Here is a 19291-nt window from a genome sequence, read left to right on the forward strand (position 1 = left end):
AGATAGCTATTTTATCAGTGTAGCGTATTTCATTACGGCACTGCTGTTTACATGATTTTAATGTACTTGCTACAGTAGGAAATTAGGAATTATCTTTGGCAAAAGACAGGTATTGTATTCACGACACTCTTTTTCATAACAGGCTATGATGAGCTTAAAGATCCAGTTGTAAATTGGTATACGGTAGCGAAACAATAGAGCTAAGAGAAAGTGACAGCCTAAAAGTAAAGCTATCACAATGATTAGTTAGCTTAGTCTTGCTCTGCAGCTTCTTTAAGGTAGGCAAGTCGGTCTTGCTCTTGTTCAAAGGCAGCTTGAATCTCTGCTAATACAGTTTCAACATCGGCGCTTTGGGTATCCTCGGCAAATTGTCCTGTTAACTTGCTAGTATCGGTTAACTCACCTGCTTCATAGAGTGCCCACATTTCTTCACCAAATTTTGTTAAGGCTAAATTTGGTGCGAATTGGGCGTAATAGCTAGTGATATTGTTAACATCTCGCAGTAACATTGCTTTGGCATTGTTATTCGCTGAGGCATCTACCGCTTGTGGCAAGTCAATAACAACTGGGCCGTAGGCATCAACTAAGACATTAAATTCAGATAAATCACCGTGAACTATACCAGCACATAACATACGCATAATATAAATCATCATTAAGGCATGATCTTCAATGGCTTGCTCGGCAGGCATAACAACATCGTTAAGGCGCGGCGCAACATCACCTTCTTCATCGGTGATAAGTTCCATGAGCAGCACACCATCAAAACAACCGTAGGGTTGTGGTACGCGGACATTGTGCTCGGCAAGAGTGTATAAAGCATCAACTTCGGCATTTTGCCAAGCTTCTTCTTGTTGACTCTTACCGTACTTAGAGCCTTTTTCCATCGCTCTAGCACGTCGACTACTTCGGCCTTTTCTGCCTTCTGTATACTGTGATGCTTTTTTAAAACTACGTTTCGTGGCTTCTTTATATACTTTCGCACAACGAATTTCATCGCCACAACGTACTCTGTACACTGTGGCTTCTTTTCCGCTCATTAATTGGTTGAGCACTTCATCAATTAAGCCTTCTTCAACGAGAGGCAATAGTCGCTTTGGTATTTTCATTGCGCTGTTATACCTCAGATGCGGTAAGGAAGATAGTAAAAGATGAGTTGATACTTTGCGGGTGGTAACAGGTTAGTGTGTAGGTTTACTTTTAGCTTGCTATCGATTCCATTTTAAAAATATTTAAGGCATTGTTTTTTACTAATAATCCTGGCCAATTAAATCTAAGCGCCTTGCTAAAATAATATCTTGAAAAGAAAACTCTATAAGATCGATATCAAAAAGTAAACGTTCTCCCCAAAGATTAGCAGCGCGTGGTGTTTCAAAACTTGTTAAATCAACGGTTTCTTCTACCACAAAAATCAAACCAATAGTTGAACTATCACCTAGGGCATTTTGCCAGTAGTTTTGTTGCAAATTTATCGTCTTACCTTGTAAAGAAAAAGCATAAAAGTGATAGTTATGGATAGCAGTTGCCGAGCCTAAAGTGAATTTAAAAAAATCAAAAGAGGGAATAGCTAAACCCAGTTGAGGTTCATCAATGGTGACGCTGTGATAAGCAAATATAAAGGCATCATTGAGTACGGCAATTGAATCGGGCGCACCCATTGTAGTTAATACTTGATGATAATCTTTTGGCGAGAAGGGTTTTACAGTTCCAACATGGCCATATTGACGCTTTACCATAGAACATGAAGTAAGCATCAACAGGCAAAGCAAACTCAACAAGCTCAATAGGTTTAGTTGCTTTAGCATTTTTTACTCAGTGTTATCAGCCAATTTACTGTAGGAAAAATCAATTAAAATACCTTGTTCATCAAAGATAAACATAGCGCGATCAAAAATTGAAATTTCAGTGGTGTCGTTATAAATAAGCAAGATCAAACCTTCTCGTGTCACTTGTTCTTTCAAATAGTAATATAAGGTTTGTTTTCCAATGGCCAAGACTTGTGATGGTGGCCCTAAGGCCGTTAATACTTGTTGGTTCGTGGTTGTGCCATTGGTAAATGATTGTGGCTGCCGCCAAAGGTTTTCGACCCCTGAATCACGGCTGTAATTAACACATCCTGAAAGTAAGCATAGTAATATTATAGCGACTAACGATTGATTAATTCTTTTCATAATAGTGGTAACTCATAATCTAGTAACGTGCTTAGTTAACTTAACCAGCCAAGAAAAAGTTGGATAATAAAGGCATTGGAAATATCAATAAAGAAGGCACCTATAAGCGGCACCACAATAAATGCCTGTGGTGAAGCGCCATACTTTTTAGTGACTGCGGTCATATTAGCAATAGCGGTAGGTGTAGCGCCAAGGGCTAATCCGGCATAACCCGAAGCCATAATTGCTGCATCGTAGTTTTTACCAAGTGCCCTAAATACTACAAAAATAGTAAATATTAAAACCATAATAACTTGTGCAGCAAGTAATAACAGTATTGGTAAGGCTAGGTCAATGAGTGTCCATAGTTGCAAGCTCATTAACGACATGGCCAAAAATAAGCCCAAACAAAAATCAGAAATTAATGCCAGCGTAGGTGTGCCGGATGGCCAAGGTAACTTCTGCCAAATCGCAGGTATGATGTTGGTGAGGATAATACCGCCAAAGAGACATGGCACAAAAATAGGCAGTTTTATGCCAAAACTGTCTATCAATTGATGTAAATGTAAGCCAATGCCAACAGCAATACATAAAACTAATAAGACGCTATAGACACTTTGAACTGTTATCTTCTCTTGTTCATCATCAACACCAACTGAAAGCTGCTCTTGGCTGTTTGAGCTAAGATTATGGCGCTTGATTAAATAGCTGGCTATTGGTCCGCCACAAAGGCCGCCTAGGACCAAACCAAAAGTGGCACAGGCAATACCAATTTCCATGGCATTTTCAATATTAAAATCACTAACAAAAGTTGGCGCCCAAGCAATAGCGGTACCGTGACCACCACTAAGTGCTACTGAACTGCCTAATACGCCAACAGGGGGAGATAAATTGGTTACCAAAGTAACGGCTACACCGGTAATGTTTTGTAGAAATAAATAACAGACAGCGAGGATTAGTAGGGTAACCAATGCTCTGCCACCTTGTAATAAAGTAGAGAATTTGGCAGATAAACCAATACAAGTGAAAAAAACAACCAACAATATATCTCGTTGTTTTAAAGAAAAGTCGATACTTTGGTCAAAAATAAAATAAATAGCGCTAAAAAAAATAGAGGCAATAATACCACCAGTGACTGGTTCTGGAATATTATACTTTTGTAAGAAGTTGATTTTTTTATTTAATAAACGTCCTAAAAATAGCACTAATACGGCTAGAATTAAGGTTTGTCTTGCATCAAACTCCATGCGTTACTTTGCCTCTTTATTAAACGCTTCTAACTTGTCTTCTAATACGGATAGTTTCTGATAAATCTTTTCATTTTGTTGCAAAATTTCTTCGTTCTGTTTTCTTAACTCTCGGTTTTTTATATTGGTATCAGCAAAACCAAATATTTTATTGGCAAAGACCGCGCCTACACCACCTAATATGCCAACACCTAAAAGAAACATAATAAATACTGTAATGCGTCCAACTAAAGTAATTGGATAAACATCACCAAAACCTATGGTGGTTGAAGACATTAACATTAGCCAAAAAGCATCAGCATAATTTTTAACAGGGGAGCCAACTACACTGGTTTCTGCGACAAAAGTAACATAACCTAAACTCATATTAATAACGGCGAACAATACAACCGATAACAGTCCTAATGCTCCGTAGTTATAGTTTTTCACGCCGAATTCATCAACTTTAAATAAGTTACTTTTTTCCATGGCGTTTTGCAAAATAATCATTTTTTTCTCTTGGCTATTTTCTAATAATATTTTTGATGATATTACAATCTGAGGTGATAGAGAAGTGCTATAAGTTTGCTACTTATTTAACTCGTTTGTTATTCATCAAAGGATAGACAGTAGTTAGATTACAACGACATATTATCCAGAATATTTAGCTCAGCAATTTTATGGAAATATGACTGTGATGGCATAAACTTAAATTTACTGATTTTCAGAATTTTTACGGGATCACCCATGGGCAAGTGTTACCAAAAGATAGAAATTAACGCCGAAATTGAAACAGTTTGGCAAAAAATAGCAAATTTTCATGATATGTCTTGGGCAGATGGAGTCATTACTTCTTTAGTTAAAGTAGGTCCAGCCAGTGGCACTGAAATTGGCGCTAAAAGACTGCTTAATGATGCCATTCATGAAACCTTAGTATCAGTGGACGGCGGTAATTTTACTTTCTCTTATTCTATTGATGATGGCCCCGGCCCAATTGCCAAATCGGCGGTAACTAATTACCTCGGTGTGGTGAAATTATCCGAATGCTGCGCCGGTACTCTAGTGGAGTGGAGTTCAAGTTTTACTTCTGTTAATGAAAGTGCGGTGACTGAGTTTTGTGATCCTATTTATCTTGCATTACTTGGCGCATTAAAAGGTAGCTTAGCTTTTGATGGCTGATTAATTCTATAAAGGCAAGTAGCACTGTGCTAGCTTGCCTTTTTTATTGGTTTCTTTTGAAATTTTCTTTTACCACGTTTAGGTTTGAAGGCAACTTTAGGTAAACCAGAAAAAGATTGTTGGCTGGCGCCATAAACCATATTTGTAACAGTCTCAGTTAAAGGTTGCATAAAGCTTAAGTAACTAGCATTTTTTTCACTGATTGCGGTGAGGGTTGCTTCCCACTGTGCTGTCATATCTGGCAGAGTCGCCATTTCAGGCAAGGCATTAATTAATGCAACACCAACATCTGTTGCGGTTATTGCTTTGCCTTGACGCTGTAAAAAATCACGTTTAAAGAGTAAATCAATAATGCCAGCGCGTGTTGCATCTGTTCCTAAGCCATCAGTGTCTTTAAGTACTTTTTTAATGGCCGCATCACTGACATAACGAGCTATGCCTGTCATGGCAGCTAGTAACGTTGCATCGGTAAAAGATTGTGGCGGTGAAGTATGTTTCTCAATTAACTCACCATGTTGGCAATGTAACAGCTGACCTTTCGCTAAAGGCGGTAGTGTTTGTTCTGGCTCATGTCCTTCTTTTAACTTTTCTGCCTGTTGCGATTTTTTACCTTTGGGGAATAGTACTTTCCAGCCTTGTTGTTTTTCTATTTTTGCTTGGCTGACAAAGTATCCACCTGCTATTAGCAAGGTGACTTTAGTTTGCTGATAAATGTAAGCAGGGTAAAACTGTACTAAATACTGACGAACGATCAGTAAATAGATATTCTTTTCAAAGGTATTCAAGCTAATATTTTCAGGTGATTTCTCGGTGGGAATAATGGCATGATGTGCGGTTATTTTTTTATCATTCCATGCTGTACTCACTAACGAAGTATTGGCCTCCTGTGCGGGTTTGCTACAAGGTAAAGATGATTGTGCCAGCGTATTAACAATGCCTCTTGCCTGTTTTAATTGCTCTTTAGGCAAATAACGACAATCAGAGCGCGGATAGGTAATTAATTTATGTTTTTCATACAAGGCCTGGCAAACATCAAGTACTAGTTTAGCGTTCATAGAAAATTGTTTGGCAGCGCTGATTTGTAATTGTGATAAGTTAAAAGGCAAGGGCGCAGCTTGTTGTTTTTCATTACTCTCAAGATCACTGACAGTCGCAGCTTGGTTATCAATGCGTTTAACAACATTTTCAGCTAAGCCTTTTACCAATACTCGACCTTCTTCATCACAATAAGGTCGACAAGTATCACTTGGCTGCCATTTTGAAGTAAAAACTACTGCTTCATTTGAATTAAGCGCGATATGGGCTTGTACTTGGTAAAATGGTTTACTGATAAAGGCAGCAATTTCCTGCTCACGCCTAACCACTAAACCTAATAAAGGCGTTTGTACCCGACCAACCGATAAAACCGAGTTATAGCCAGTTTTTTGTCCTTGCAAGGTATAAGCACGGGTGAGGTTAATGCCATAAAGCCAATCAGCACGAGAGCGAGCTAAGGCAGAAATAGACAGTGGCATAAAATCACTATTAGGTTTTAGTGCGTTAAGTGCACGCTTAACGGCGGGTAAATTTAAATCGCTGATCAGTAGCCGTTTAACATTCGATTTTTTAGTTTTAGATAATTTAAAGTAATCAATGACTTCATCAACCAGTAATTGTCCTTCTCGGTCAGGATCGCCAGCATGAATAATCTCAGAGGCTTGTTTTACCAGCTTACGTAAAACAGTAAGCTGCGCGCGAGTACGACTAATAGGTTTCAACTGCCATTGCTCAGGCACTATCGGTAAGTTTTCCATGCGCCATTTTTTTAATGTCGCGTCATAATCTTCAGGGTCTGCCTGCGCTAAAATATGGCCGATACACCAACTGACCACATCGCCATTGGCGAGCTCGATATGAGTTCTATGATTTTTTTGCGGTTTAGGTAAGGCTGCGGCAATGGCGCGTCCTAAACTAGGTTTTTCGGCAATGTAGAGTTTCAAGCCAGATCCAAGTGTTAGTAGTTAACAACAATGACTTAAGTATAATTTGTTTACTGGTTTTATGTACAGCATTAATGTTTCAGTTTTTAATCAATTTTAGTGAGTCATATAGTTAGTAAATTTTAGTTATAAAAAAACCGCTCAAAAGAGCGGCCTTTATTATTAGCAAAAGCTAAATAACATTGTTAAACGTTGGTTATTAAAACTCGTAACGAGCAACAAATGATACATAACGTTCTGTTTGACGGTCTGTAATACTACCATAATCAGCATTTTTAACTAAGTTACCATCACCATCTAGTGCGGTTCTTGTTTCATTGATGTTTGTAGTTGAATCGCTATCAAGTACATTGTAAACCGTCGCTTTAAATGATAAATCACCATCTAATACTTCGGTAATATAAGTTAATGATAAATCGATATTACTAGTCCAGTCTAGGTTACCTTTTGAACCACGTTTAGCTGGTTGTTCATTTTCATCGTAAAAACTTTCATGTCCGTAATAACCTTGACAAGCATCCCAAACATTACCTTCAGTACAGCTATCAACATTTAATGGATGACGACCAAGGTAACTTTGAGGACGACCAGAGCTAATGCTTGAAACAAAACCAAAGATAAAGTTTTCGGTAATGTCGTAGCTACCATTTATTTTAAATACATGAGTATGATCATTTGGTAATAATCCATAACCATGATCCATCACATCACCATAATCGTATGAAGTAGTCCAACCTGGATCTGCTTGGTTGTTATCTGTTTTAACTAGACCTTCAGTATTACCCCAGTTTTTAGAGTAAGTATATGAAGAGTTAATACGCAAGCTATCAGTAATTGAACCATCAAGAGTGAATTCCCATGCGCCATAATAACGTTCCATTTTAGGTAACATCATTTCTGCTGCTGATAACGTTACTGCTTCAACGCCATTATCAGCATTACCATCAAAGTCTTGCTCAATGGTTAAGCTTTCACCTGGGTTATGTAAGAACCAAACACCACCAACATCAGCAAAATCAAGTTCTGCTAACTTTTTATTAAGTGGCGAAGTGATATCACTATCTTCAACACCGCGACCTAGCTCACGCCAAATAACACGTGTACCAAAAGTCATAGTCTCAAATACTTCTTTTTGGTAACCGATAGTAATTTCATCAGAGTACATAGGTTTTAATGTAGTAGAAGCAATACCGCCAGCTGCTAAATTAGTACTGTCTTGACGAATATCAGTATCACGATATGCTGCACCATGACTCGGTGAACCATCAGCAAGTAATAATGGGTAACCACTACTGTCTAGTTGATCTGTGTGATAGTAATCACGGACATCAGTTGCTGAGCTACCTTGAGTGATGTTCATATTTGCAGAAACTGGCTGATAGAAACGGCCATAAGTGGCATATACTTTTGAACTACCGTCACCTGATAAGTCATATATTGCCTGTAAGCGTGGCGCAATTTGATTATCAAAATCAACGTAAGCTTCACCACTGTTCATAGTATTTTTAGATTGGGTATAACGTACACCCATATTTAATACTAGGTTGTCAGTTGCTTGCCAAGAATCATTGATGTAAAAAGCTAATGAGCTTACATCAGAATCAGTAAAGCGATTACGAACACGTTTTTCAATGTAAGTATCACCTGCTGGAGCACCTGAAATACTGCCATCGCCTGCAGTATATACAGTCCACCAAGCAGCAGCGTCACCCTCACCGTTAGGGAACTCTAAATAATCAACTGCAACATTAGTATAATCCACACCAAAACTAATAGCATGCTCTTCAAGATCTAAGCTGAAATCGACACGGGCTTGATCACGCGTATATTCTTCACTTTTCAAAGTACTGTCAGTATCACTACTTAATTTAACCCAACCATCGGTAGCATCCCAAACACTTGGATCTGATGACCCAGGAATAGTACTTACTTCTTCAACAACACGACCAATTACCGCATTTACGCTGAAATTATCGGTTAAATAACCATTGTAGTTTACACTGTACAATTGACCGCCATCTTCACCTGGAGAATCTACACCAAGTTTTTCGCCAACGGTATTTGCATTTGAGTCATATGCGTAGTTTTTCTTGGTCCATGTGCGTTTGTTGTTCATCGCCATAAAACCAAAAGAATGATTTTCATTTACAAACCAATCTGCTTTAGCAAACCAACGGTCTGATTCTCTAACACGATTTGTAGTAACGGTTTGTGTTGAATACTGCTCATCTTCTTTACGTGGTTCATATAGACCATAGAAGAATAGTGAGTCTTCTATGATTGCACCACTGACCCAAAGTCTTGCTTCGGTAAATTGGTAGCTATTTTGTGCGTTAGCACCATCACTAGAAACGTTACCATTGGCAAGAAGTACATCATCTTGTGTTGAGCGCATTGATGATGGATCAATACGAACTTGACCACCAAATTTAAAGTCATTATCACCTGATTTTGACACGGCATTAACGATACCACCTAAGGCACCACCAAATTCAGGACTTACACCACCAGTTTTAACTTGTGTTTGTGAAATAGCTTCCCATGGAAGAGATAACGCACCTAAACCAGTTTTAATATTGGTGATATTAAGGCCGTTTAAGTAATAAGCATTTTCAGCTGAAGATGAACCACCAAAACTTGAAGCGCCTTTAAAGGTGTCACCACCAGCAGCTGCAGTACCAGGCGCTAGCATTGCAATGTTTTCAAAGCCATTATCTACCGGCATTCTATCAAGTTCTTCTTGATTGAAAGTAACACCAGCGGTTGAAGAGGCTAAATCTACACGACGAATACTGCTACCAGTAATTGCGATGCGTTCAATTTCTTCTGAACTTGCTGAATCTGATAATAATTGGCTATCAAGAATGACTGGTTGGCCGATTCTTAAGTTGACATTTGATTCTTCAGCAGCGTTATAACCATCTTTACTGATAGTAATCTTATATTCACCAACGGGTACATTACGCAGAGAGTAATTACCTTTGTCATTGGTTTGAACAGTAAATACTAAACCCTTAGTTTTATGTTTTAAGGTGATAGTAGCATTGTTTAGCACAGCGCCTTCGTTACTGATGATATGGCCTTTAACCGTACCTGTATCAATAGCCATTGCGCTAGGAGCAGATAGCATTAATGCTGTACCCACAGCAATTGCAGCGAGTGTTCTACGTGCCTTTAAGCTTGATTTAATCATTTTGTTATACCTGTGTAATGTCATTTTATTGTTTTATTTTTATAATTAATCCTTTTGTTTTGTTCCTTAACCTGACGAACTCCTCTTGTACTTTTACTCGTCAGTAGCAGGTGTTTTTTTTAAATAACAACACATAAGTACAATTACACTTATATACGTTATATTGTATATTATCTACATTTATTTACACCAATAGTATTATAAATAGGATAAAGCTGATGTGATAAAATTACTTTGTATTAACAAAAATGCAGCTAAATCGGCTGCTGTGGCCTAGCGGGAAATGAATGGTATGCTGTAAAACGTACTGTAAGAATAAAATGCTCTTAGCTTAGAATTATTTAGAATATAATGCAGTAATGTTTGATTTGTACGGAATTTAATGCGGAATTTAAATGGTAAATGTATATTTTATGTTAATGGGATGTTGCAGTTTTGACGTGTTAATACGAAATAGCAAGTGTATTTTATTGCTCACTTTGGTAATAATTTACTTAATAATGAATAGCAAATGTTTTTACTATTATTGAACTTTGCTACTTATGTTTGAAAGTTAATACTAAAAGGGTGCCAAACAAAATAACAGAGGATGCGAGTACCACACGTAAAGTAATAGGCTCATTAAGCAAAATCGTACCGGCTAAAGTAACCAGTATTGGCACACTTAATTGGATGATAGCAGCTTGGGTGGCTTTGAGTTCAGGTAACACACTATACCAAATAATATAACCTATGCCAGAGGTGACAATGCCTGAGAGTAGTGCATAGATAATACCCATACTGTCGAGGTTAATAATATTGGTTGTTGAAAAAATCACAATTATCCATAGGAGTATCGCCATGGGGGTTGCTTTAATAAAGTTGCCCGTAGTCGTGGCTCCAGGATGAGTTGAACCTCGACCTTGCAATGTATATATACCCCAAGCAACACCTGAAATACACATCAACATTGCGCCTATCAATGAAGGCGCACTTATACCCGGTAACATTAAAATGACTAAGCCAATAAGCGCTAAGGCGAAACCAACTGATTGTCTTATATTAAGCCGCTCCCCTTCATGATAGCCAACAATTGTCATGGTGATTTGTACTGAGCCGAACAGTAATAAAGCACCTGTGCCAGCAGCAATTAGTCCGTAACCATAGGTAAAGCTAACAGCATAAACAAATAGCGCAAATGCCGCTAACCATGTTCCAGCTTTATGTGGCTTTTTTTTCTTTTTGAAGAGGAAGTATAACCACAAAAATAATGCGCCAGAAATAACTCTAAGCATAATGAAACTTGCTTCATCAATAGCCGTCTCTTCTAGAGCAAAGCGAGTTATCAGAGAATTAGCGGCAAAAGCTAGTAGTGATAATAACGTGATAAGGATTATTCTTAGCCGAGTCATAATTTACTTTATCTGCATAAGTATGATGGAGAGGGCTGAGTGACTCAGTATAAAATTGATCAATAGATAAAGTGAAAGCTTACCTAAATAGCAAGCCAACACATTAATAGTTAAAGTTAAACAAACAGTTATTAAACCATATCATCAAAAGGATTTTTACTTGGTAGCGTAATACTATTCTTGAATTCTGCGAATGTTAAACTGTTGGTAGTGAGCTCAATTTCAGCTTCATTGATCAGGCCTTCACCAAACTTATAAATCAAATCGAATTGCCCTTTATTCGCGTTATCACGATAAACCTGCTGGGCTTTTTCGACGCTAGTTAGCTTTTGTTGGTAAGCTTGCATAGCTTCAACTCCATAGCGTTTTTCCATCATGGTCAAGCTGACCTTAGGAGAGAACAGTGTGGCGGTAGCGTTATTACCACCAAAACCTTTGGAATTGATAAAGGCGATGTCCATATCAGGACAATGCCAATGCTCAGTGGCAATATTCAGGTGTTCGTTATGAACATCCTCAGCAACTTCATCTATGGTAGTAATTCCTGGCATAATGTTATCGCTAAATATTCCTAAGGCCACTGCCATTTGATCACCACTAGCAGCGCCTAATGTATGACCAACATACGCTTTAGGTGCAGACACCGGCCAATTTTTAATATTAAAACATTCAGCGACTTTATGATAAATCAAAGATTCGGTAACACGGTTTTGTGGAGTGCTTGAGCCATGTGCCAAAATGAAGCTACGTTGTTGTAGTGCTTCTTTACCAAGGATCTTTTCTGCCAAAGCAACAGATTTGGCCATAGTGATATAATTACCAGGGCCGGGTGCTGTAATGGATTTCTTATAACCATCAGCATTGATAAATACATCGGCAACAGAGGCAAGTACCTTCGCGCCCATTTCTAACGCTAAAGCATCATCCATCAAGACGATGAACTGCGCGCCTTCACCCATAGTAAAACCACAGTTTTTACCAAAGGGGCGGCTAGTTCTACGATGATCAGCACTGTCAGTGCCATCAAGTCTTTTCAGGCCTTCTTCATTGGCTAATGCACTCATATTACCAAAGCCTTCGATCATTTCTGGTGTGATAGCAGCTTCACTACTACCCACTACAGCTACGCGGGTACGACCGGCTGCCATATCATGTACTGCCGCACGAAGGTTATAAAGAAATGTTGCGCAAGCGCCTGAGCTAGTAAAGGTAGTACCGACATTACCGGTAACATAAGCATTGATAAAATCGGTAGACATAGTATTAAGGCCCAATGCTAATTGCTTAGTGCTAACACGAGAGCCAGTTAAGCGACTTTTAATTAAACCACCAAAACCTTCATCCTGCATTTGCCCTGCGATTGACGCTGAATAAGTACCCACTTCATCGGGACTAATTTTATCTAAAATAGCATCCCATTCTAATCCTGTAGAGCGAATTGCATCTGTTGCTGCGAATATAGTTGCTTGTAATCCACGTGGTTGATAACGGCTATTATAAAGCTTGGCTGGTTCGAAACCTGTAGGGAACTGTCCCGCGGCTTTAATGGGGTTATCACGGTATGTGTCATGTGTAATCGTCAGTTGTTCAGGAATTTTAACAGATACTCTGCCTTCACCTAAATCAGTCACTAACCATGCGCTTGGCACGGGCTTAGGTAATTCTTTAGTACGTAACTCAAAAGTAATGTATTTATCAGTAGGGCTGATATTCATTTTTTGATGCCAATGGGTAGCATCAGGATCAAAATGGTTCTTTTCTATTTTACGAATTAAAGTGCCGGTAAGAATTTGTTTACCGAATTTGGCTTCTATTTCAGCGTATTCAACAATATTACCGTCAGCATCAACCAAGGTGTCGCCTTGACTTGTTACTAGCTTCATTAAACTCGCTAAACCTAGAAAGGTCTCTTGGCGTGCTTGTTCATTCAATTTATCGATTACTATACGGCGAAAGCCTTGATGAAATGAAGTACGTCCTGCAGCATTGATACCGCCCATGCCAATAACTAAAGGTAAACGTGTCATGTAATAGCCTATTTAATAAATTTGGATAAATGCAAAATTGTAATAATGCATCAGATACTGACCATTCTAATGACTCCTAAAAATAATAATAAGCCAAAATGGCCTTGTAATGTGTAATAATGGCCAAAATATATGGATTAGAAGACTTTATGCCAAACAAGTTAATAGAATCAAAAAATCTGACTGTTAATTTATTAATTTATCCACATGTTTTAGCTACAGGCGTTACCTTACCTGTTGAAATGTTACTTGCAGGAGAAGCATTTGCTAGACGTTATGATAAATCGGTATTAAAACTAAATACTCAGTTTTTAAGTGAATCTTCTACTAGTATAAAGTCCCGTGCAGGCATAACTATGGTTGCTGATATTACCCTTGATAATAAATCAGTAATTGATTCTGGGACTCCTGATATTATTATTGTGCCTAGTTTATGGCGAAACCCACGACCCGTACTTAAAAAGCACCCCAAATTAGTTGCATGGCTAAAACTGTGCTGGCAACGAGGCAGTACCTTAATTGGTGTTGGTACCGGTGTATGTTTTTTGGCTGAGTCGGGTTTATTAAATAACCACTCTGCCACTACTCATTGGCATTATGTTGAGCAATTTAAACGTGATTACCCACAAGTAGATTTAAAACCTGATTTTTTCATCACTCAATCTGAACGTATTTATTGTGCGGCAAGCCTAAATGCTCTGGCTGATATTATTGTTCACCTTATTGCCCAACACTATGGTAAAGCAGCGGCGCAGAACGTAGAACGAAATTTTTCTCATGAAATACGTAAACCCTATGAAGAGCAGCGGTATTTGGAAGGCTCGGGTGATAGACATGCCGATGAGTTGATTGCCGAGATTCAATTTTGGTTACGTACTCATTTAAATACAGAGCTAACGTTAACAGATATTGTTGAGCAATTTGGTATGAGTCAACGATCATTTACTCGTCGATTTAAAGCGGCAACGGGGGTTAGGGCAACTCAATATTGGCAGCAGCTGCGCATTGAAAGTGCGAAGGAACTATTAGCATCAAGTAATTTAACCATTCAAGAAATAGCAGATCAGGTCGGTTATCAAGACCAAGGCCATTTAACTCGCTTGTTCAAACAAGATTTAAATCTAACACCAAAAGCCTATAGAGCCATGGTAAGGAAGAAATTGTTTAGCTAGGCAAGCTGCTACTTTATTGCTTTAAAGTTCTGAAGGGTAATATGGTTTTATGCTAAGTTTGGTAAGTAACAGTATTCTTGCCATGTGACTTCGCTTGATAAAGTAAGGTATCAACACGTTTAGCGATAGAATTGGCATCGTCGCCTTTTATTACTTCACAGATACCTAAACTAATGGTGATATTAATATCTGACAATAAAGTTATTTTGGCGACGGTTTCACGGAGTTTTTCAGCCAATATTACTACATCAGCTTGTGTCCTAGATTCAGATAAAATGACAAACTCTTCTCCACCTATTCTAAATAGGTGATCCGTTTGTCTAATATGTTTTTCAATTAGCTCACTAAATCTTTGTAATACTTTATCGCCGACATCATGACCATAGTTATCATTTATATTTTTAAAATCGTCAATGTCTATGCTGATAATGGAAAAAGGGATATTGTAACGTTCAAAACCAGCCAGTAAGCTTTTGATTTTGAGGTTGTAGGCCTTTCTATTTTTAATGCTGGTAAGCTCATCAAGAAGTGCCTGATCTTTTAATTGCTGATTTGCTTTTTCTAAAGACGTGATATCCCGGCTTATGCCAAGAATTCCAATATTACAGCCGTCATATTCAAAAGGAATTTTTTTAGTTAATAGATACACTTTTCTGCCATCGGGGTAAGTGACCCATTCCTCGTTAGTTCTGACGTGACCTTTGGCTAACATGAGTTTATCGTTATGCCTGAAAGTAGTTGCTAAGTCATGGTCGAATATTTCAAAGTCATCTTTGCCAAGCATGTCTTCAGGGGATTTATTGATAAAATTAAGAAAAGCAGTGTTACAACCAAGATATTTGAAGTCTTTATCTTTATAAAAAATTAAATCATCAATTAAATTAATAACGGAGCTAAGTAATACATTATTATTTTTTAAATATTCTACATACTCCATATACCCACCTTGTTGCTGCTTTAACTTCGTTCATCATTGAATATGGCAAATGAACAAAACTTCCTTGTACCCTGTTAATATACCCATAAATAAAGCTTACAAGCAAAACAAACAGCAAAAACTTGTCACTAGCTGCTAGCTACGGCAAAATAGTCACCAATATTTATTAATTGAGAAAAATATGAGCGAACAACTATCAACGGCACTTTCTAAAGCCCTATCTATATCAGAGAAGCAAATTAGCCAAATGTTAGTAATGCAAGATGCGATGAACAGTCGTGTTAGTGATACGTGGCGTGAAAATGGCTATGAATGGTATCGTGCTATTTGGGTAGAATGTGCGGAGATGTTAGATCATCATGGTTGGAAGTGGTGGAAGCATCAAGAAATTGATATCGCTCAAGTACAACTAGAACTGGTAGATATTTTTCATTTTGGCTTAAGCTTGCGTTTAATGTCAGGCGATAGTGCAAAATTAATTGCCGGTGACCTTGCCAAAGAGTTGCATCAAGGTACAGCGGAGAGTGATTTTAAAGTAGCACTTGAAAACCTGGCTTCTGCCGCAGTAACAAATAAAGCTTTTGATGCAAAAGCGTTAGCTGATTGCATGTCTTTAATGAATATGGATTTAGATGAGCTATTCCGTCAATATGTTGGCAAGAATACTTTAAACTTTTTCCGCCAAGATCATGGCTATAAAGATGGCAGCTATATCAAAGAATGGCACGGTGAGGAAGATAATGAAGTGTTAGCAAAGCTTGTTAGTAGCTTAGATGCTGGCGCGGAAGACTTTCAACAGCAGTTATACAAAGCGTTAGAAGAAAAGTACCCTGCTTAAACTACACTTCTACCTATTAATTATAGGTACAGTATAAAAGTAGCGTATATAGGTATAGTGTAAGGTGCGGAGTTTTGACGCTGCACCTATCTTTACAATTAACATACTTCGGTTACAAGAACGTTAAGTCATAGCCCCAGTAGTAAACTTACCTCTCAATAAAATTCTCTCATAAAAGATCGATCTCTGGCACACATTCTGCTTAATCCTAAGAAAGTAGTACGTTTATTCTCTGAAAAGGGCAAAGCGTCAAGAATTTGAATCATACCTATCAAATTCATTAGATAAACAACTTCTAGCTTACAGAAAGCAATGAGTATAAATTTTCAAGTTCAAGGCGCGGGATGAGTAATAGCTGGCTATTATGATTGAATGCGACGTAGAAATTGGAGATTTAGGCCATTTGAAGATGATTAAATAACGAATGTGATTGGCATATAGGAGAAGTATATGGAACTGATATTATTTGCCTTAATTACCTTAGTGGTAATTGTTGCCGTGTTAGCTAGTCGTTTAAATGATAATAGCTTCCCTTTTCCTTTTGATAGTAAAGAAGCACTTTTTACTCCAGCAGAAAAAAACTTTCAAAACTTAGTTGAGCAGGCACTAGGGACAAAATATAGAGTATTAAACCGCGTGCGATTGAGTGATGTGGTAACTATTCGCAATGGTGTTTCAAGTCGTGCTGGTCAAACAGCGGCCAAAAGTGCAGAAACAAAATATTTAGATTTTGTTATTTGTGATCGTAGCAGCATGAAGTTACTTGGCGCCATTGATTTAGTCGATACCCAGGGTAGGGGTTATAAAATTAAAAAAGATTGGTTTGTTAGCGGTAGCCTTGAGGCTGCTTCAATTCCACACCTTCGTATCAAAGTAAAAGCCAATTACACCCTAGAAGAAATTAGGTCTTGTATACATACTCGCTTACTAGGTAAGTCAGCTGCTAATTTTGCTCCACAACCGAAGATAAAAGGTCGTATCATCCCTGCACCTATGGTCAGAGCAAGAAATAAATCAGTAGGTGCACTAACTGCGGCAGCTGCTAGGGCAGAAGTAGAACAACAAACACCAATAATGTCACAGCTATCGGCTGGGCAATTGGGAACTATGCCAGCTTCTTCTTTATCACATTAGGTAATATAGCTTAGCGTAGATTTCATCAGCAGAAAATAACACTACTATATATAGGTAAATAACATAGAGCAGAATTTTGTAGGCAAATAATTCAATAAAAAATTAGCACGATAGAATAAAAAAACCGAGCTTACTATTCCAATCTTATTTAACGGTGGAATATAAGCTCGGATTTTTACTTTAATCAGCTACGACATTTAACCAAGTGGTTAAAGTAACCATTGCTTGAAGAAAAAATAAACAAACAAACAATAAACACGAAAAAAGTTCAAAATATTTCAATTTAGCTATTGCAAGGTGCAAAACATTACACTAGAATTCGCACCACTTAATGTAGTGCCGACTTAGCTCAGTTGGTAGAGCAACTGACTTGTAATCAGTAGGTCGCCAGTTCGATTCCGGCAGTCGGCACCATTAATACTTATTAAAGCATTGCTTTTATAAGGTACCTTTTTTTAAAGGTATAGGCTTGTAAGTGGAGGGGTTCCCGAGTGGCCAAAGGGATCAGACTGTAAATCTGACGGCTCAGCCTTCGGTGGTTCGAATCCACCTCCCTCCACCATATTTAAATTTATTCTTGTGACGTTTTGCGAAACGAGGATAGGTTAAAAGACAGAGATAGTTTTATAGAGTTAGCGGGCGTCGTATAGTGGTAATACCTTAGCCTTCCAAGCTAAAGCTGCGAGTTCGATTCTCGCCGCCCGCTCCAATCTTTGTACATGTATGCTGATATGGCTCAGTTGGTAGAGCGCACCCTTGGTAAGGGTGAGGTCGGCAGTTCGAATCTGCCTATCAGCACCATTCCTAGATTACCCTATCCCTATCTCACATTAAAAATGTAAACTTAAACAGTAAATTATTACTATACCCAGAGGTATTTCGCAATGGCTAAAGAAAAATTTGAACGTCTAAAACCGCACGTTAACGTTGGTACAATCGGACACGTTGATCACGGTAAAACAACATTAACAGCCGCTATCTCTGCGGTATTAACTAAAGTTCACGGTGGTGAAGTTAAAGATTTCGCACAAATCGATAACGCTCCTGAAGAACGTGAACGTGGTATTACAATCAATACTTCTCACATCGAGTACGATACTGAATCACGTCACTACGCTCACGTAGATTGTCCTGGCCATGCTGATTACATCAAAAACATGATCACTGGTGCTGCACAAATGGATGGCGCTATCTTAGTAGTTGCTGCTACAGATGGTCCTATGCCACAAACACGTGAGCATATCTTACTTTCTCGTCAAGTTGGTGTTCCTTACATCATCGTGTTCATGAACAAATGTGACATGGTAGATGACGAAGAGTTATTAGAATTAGTAGAAATGGAAGTTCGTGAACTTCTTTCTGAATATGATTTCCCAGGTGATGACTTACCAGTTATCCAAGGTTCAGCTTTAGGCGCACTTAACGGTGAAGAAAAATGGGAAGCGAAAGTTATTGAACTTGCTGATCATTTAGATACTTACATCCCAGAGCCAGAGCGTGCTATTGATGGTGCATTCATCATGCCTATCGAAGATGTATTTTCAATCTCAGGCCGTGGTACTGTTGTAACTGGTCGTGTTGAACGTGGTATCATCAAAGTTGGTGAAGAAGTAGAAGTTGTTGGTATCCGTGATACACAAAAATCAACTTGTACAGGTGTTGAAATGTTCCGTAAGCTTCTTGACGAAGGTCGTGCTGGCGAGAACTGTGGTGTTCTTCTACGTGGTCTTAAGCGTGAAGATGTTGAACGTGGTCAAGTACTATGTGCTCCTGGTTCAATCTTACCTCACACTAAATTCGAATCAGAAGTATACGTACTTTCTAAAGATGAAGGTGGTCGTCATACTCCATTCTTTAAAGGATACCGTCCACAGTTTTACTTCCGTACAACAGATATCACAGGTGCTGTAGAGCTTCCTGAAGGTGTTGAAATGGTAATGCCTGGCGACAACCTTAAGTTTGTTGTTGAGCTAATCAACCCAGTAGCGATGGACGAAGGTTTACGCTTCGCTATCCGTGAAGGTGGTCGTACTGTTGGTGCTGGTGTTGTTTCTAAGATTATGGA

General features: G+C 38.4%; 15 protein-coding genes and 4 tRNA genes. 9 read left to right on the forward strand and 10 right to left on the reverse strand.

What is annotated here, in order from left to right:
- Positions 1–251: 251 nt before the first annotated feature.
- From GAB14E_RS10330 to GAB14E_RS10310, 5 genes are all read right to left on the reverse strand, one after another.
- Positions 252–1109, reverse strand: a complete 858-nt coding sequence (locus tag GAB14E_RS10330; protein WP_033082614.1) for a PA4780 family RIO1-like protein kinase — start codon at positions 1107–1109, stop codon at positions 252–254.
- Positions 1110–1250: 141 nt separating this feature from the next.
- The gene (locus GAB14E_RS10325; RefSeq protein WP_156115738.1) at positions 1251–1805 is read right to left on the reverse strand and encodes a hypothetical protein; all 555 of its coding nucleotides are present in this window, start codon (positions 1803–1805) and stop codon (positions 1251–1253) included.
- Between the two features lie 3 nt (positions 1806–1808).
- Positions 1809–2171: a hypothetical protein gene (locus GAB14E_RS10320; protein ID WP_033082616.1), complete on the reverse strand. Its 363-nt coding sequence runs from the start codon at positions 2169–2171 to the stop codon at positions 1809–1811.
- A 35-nt stretch (positions 2172–2206) separates the two neighbouring features.
- The gene (gene gltS, locus GAB14E_RS10315) at positions 2207–3397 is read right to left on the reverse strand and encodes a sodium/glutamate symporter (protein WP_033082617.1); all 1191 of its coding nucleotides are present in this window, start codon (positions 3395–3397) and stop codon (positions 2207–2209) included.
- A 3-nt stretch (positions 3398–3400) separates the two neighbouring features.
- Positions 3401–3886, reverse strand: a complete 486-nt coding sequence (locus GAB14E_RS10310; RefSeq protein WP_033082618.1) for a potassium channel family protein — start codon at positions 3884–3886, stop codon at positions 3401–3403.
- Between the two features lie 237 nt (positions 3887–4123).
- Here GAB14E_RS10310 and GAB14E_RS10305 point away from each other — a divergent pair, with 237 nt between their 5' ends.
- Positions 4124–4555: an SRPBCC family protein gene (locus GAB14E_RS10305; RefSeq protein ID WP_033082619.1), complete on the forward strand. Its 432-nt coding sequence runs from the start codon at positions 4124–4126 to the stop codon at positions 4553–4555.
- 29 nt (positions 4556–4584) lie between these two features.
- On the opposite strand, the gene GAB14E_RS10300 is transcribed toward GAB14E_RS10305, so the two are convergent.
- The 4 genes from GAB14E_RS10300 to GAB14E_RS10285 all read right to left on the reverse strand — a co-directional run bounded on the left by GAB14E_RS10300 (position 4585) and on the right by GAB14E_RS10285 (position 13145).
- On the reverse strand, positions 4585–6534 hold the full coding sequence (locus tag GAB14E_RS10300) for a DNA topoisomerase III (RefSeq protein WP_033082620.1): 1950 nt from the start codon (positions 6532–6534) through the stop codon (positions 4585–4587).
- A gap of 199 nt (positions 6535–6733) precedes the next feature.
- The gene (locus GAB14E_RS10295) at positions 6734–9727 is read right to left on the reverse strand and encodes a TonB-dependent receptor (protein WP_081967819.1); all 2994 of its coding nucleotides are present in this window, start codon (positions 9725–9727) and stop codon (positions 6734–6736) included.
- 536 nt (positions 9728–10263) lie between these two features.
- Complete coding sequence (locus GAB14E_RS10290) at positions 10264–11118, reverse strand: DMT family transporter (RefSeq protein WP_033082622.1); 855 nt, start codon at positions 11116–11118, stop codon at positions 10264–10266.
- Between the two features lie 131 nt (positions 11119–11249).
- Positions 11250–13145 carry a beta-ketoacyl synthase gene (locus GAB14E_RS10285; protein WP_033082623.1) on the reverse strand — a complete coding sequence of 632 codons (1896 nt, stop codon included), beginning with the start codon at positions 13143–13145 and terminating at the stop codon, positions 11250–11252.
- Positions 13146–13264: 119 nt separating this feature from the next.
- Here GAB14E_RS10285 and GAB14E_RS10280 point away from each other — a divergent pair, with 119 nt between their 5' ends.
- On the forward strand, positions 13265–14317 hold the full coding sequence (locus tag GAB14E_RS10280; protein WP_414734063.1) for a GlxA family transcriptional regulator: 1053 nt from the start codon (positions 13265–13267) through the stop codon (positions 14315–14317).
- A gap of 52 nt (positions 14318–14369) precedes the next feature.
- On the opposite strand, the gene GAB14E_RS10275 is transcribed toward GAB14E_RS10280, so the two are convergent.
- Complete coding sequence (locus GAB14E_RS10275; protein WP_033082625.1) at positions 14370–15254, reverse strand: GGDEF domain-containing protein; 885 nt, start codon at positions 15252–15254, stop codon at positions 14370–14372.
- A gap of 181 nt (positions 15255–15435) precedes the next feature.
- Between GAB14E_RS10275 and GAB14E_RS10270 the strand changes: the two genes are divergently transcribed.
- The 7 genes from GAB14E_RS10270 to tuf all read left to right on the forward strand — a co-directional run.
- Positions 15436–16092 (forward strand): dUTP diphosphatase, encoded by a 657-nt coding sequence (locus GAB14E_RS10270; protein ID WP_052093722.1) that lies wholly within the window; start codon positions 15436–15438, stop codon positions 16090–16092.
- Between the two features lie 450 nt (positions 16093–16542).
- Positions 16543–17226 carry a DUF2726 domain-containing protein gene (locus GAB14E_RS10265; RefSeq protein WP_033082626.1) on the forward strand — a complete coding sequence of 228 codons (684 nt, stop codon included), beginning with the start codon at positions 16543–16545 and terminating at the stop codon, positions 17224–17226.
- A 338-nt stretch (positions 17227–17564) separates the two neighbouring features.
- Positions 17565–17640: transfer RNA gene (locus GAB14E_RS10260), tRNA-Thr, on the forward strand.
- 63 nt (positions 17641–17703) lie between these two features.
- Positions 17704–17788: transfer RNA gene (locus GAB14E_RS10255), tRNA-Tyr, on the forward strand.
- 73 nt (positions 17789–17861) lie between these two features.
- Positions 17862–17935 (forward strand) — tRNA-Gly (locus tag GAB14E_RS10250).
- 16 nt (positions 17936–17951) lie between these two features.
- Positions 17952–18027 (forward strand) — tRNA-Thr (locus GAB14E_RS10245).
- An 83-nt stretch (positions 18028–18110) separates the two neighbouring features.
- Positions 18111–19291: elongation factor Tu (tuf, locus tag GAB14E_RS10240; protein ID WP_033082627.1), on the forward strand; the 1181-nt coding region annotated here is incomplete at its 3' end.

The sequence above is a fragment of the Colwellia psychrerythraea genome, from assembly GCF_000764185.1.
In the GTDB taxonomy this organism is placed as follows: Bacteria; Pseudomonadota; Gammaproteobacteria; order Enterobacterales; family Alteromonadaceae; genus Colwellia; species Colwellia psychrerythraea_B.

Coding starts and splice junctions, on each gene's coding strand:
- GAB14E_RS10330 (WP_033082614.1), bottom strand. CDS start 1,109: ATGAAAATACCAAAGCGACTATTGCCTCTCGTTGAAGAAGGCTTAATT.
- GAB14E_RS10325 (WP_156115738.1), bottom strand. CDS start 1,805: ATGCTAAAGCAACTAAACCTATTGAGCTTGTTGAGTTTGCTTTGCCTG.
- GAB14E_RS10320 (WP_033082616.1), bottom strand. CDS start 2,171: ATGAAAAGAATTAATCAATCGTTAGTCGCTATAATATTACTATGCTTA.
- gltS (WP_033082617.1), bottom strand. CDS start 3,397: ATGGAGTTTGATGCAAGACAAACCTTAATTCTAGCCGTATTAGTGCTA.
- GAB14E_RS10310 (WP_033082618.1), bottom strand. CDS start 3,886: ATGATTATTTTGCAAAACGCCATGGAAAAAAGTAACTTATTTAAAGTT.
- GAB14E_RS10305 (WP_033082619.1), top strand. CDS start 4,124: ATGGGCAAGTGTTACCAAAAGATAGAAATTAACGCCGAAATTGAAACA.
- GAB14E_RS10295 (WP_081967819.1), bottom strand. CDS start 9,727: ATGATTAAATCAAGCTTAAAGGCACGTAGAACACTCGCTGCAATTGCT.
- GAB14E_RS10290 (WP_033082622.1), bottom strand. CDS start 11,118: ATGACTCGGCTAAGAATAATCCTTATCACGTTATTATCACTACTAGCT.
- GAB14E_RS10285 (WP_033082623.1), bottom strand. CDS start 13,145: ATGACACGTTTACCTTTAGTTATTGGCATGGGCGGTATCAATGCTGCA.
- GAB14E_RS10280 (WP_414734063.1), top strand. CDS start 13,265: ATGGCCAAAATATATGGATTAGAAGACTTTATGCCAAACAAGTTAATA.
- GAB14E_RS10275 (WP_033082625.1), bottom strand. CDS start 15,254: ATGGAGTATGTAGAATATTTAAAAAATAATAATGTATTACTTAGCTCC.
- GAB14E_RS10270 (WP_052093722.1), top strand. CDS start 15,436: ATGAGCGAACAACTATCAACGGCACTTTCTAAAGCCCTATCTATATCA.
- GAB14E_RS10265 (WP_033082626.1), top strand. CDS start 16,543: ATGGAACTGATATTATTTGCCTTAATTACCTTAGTGGTAATTGTTGCC.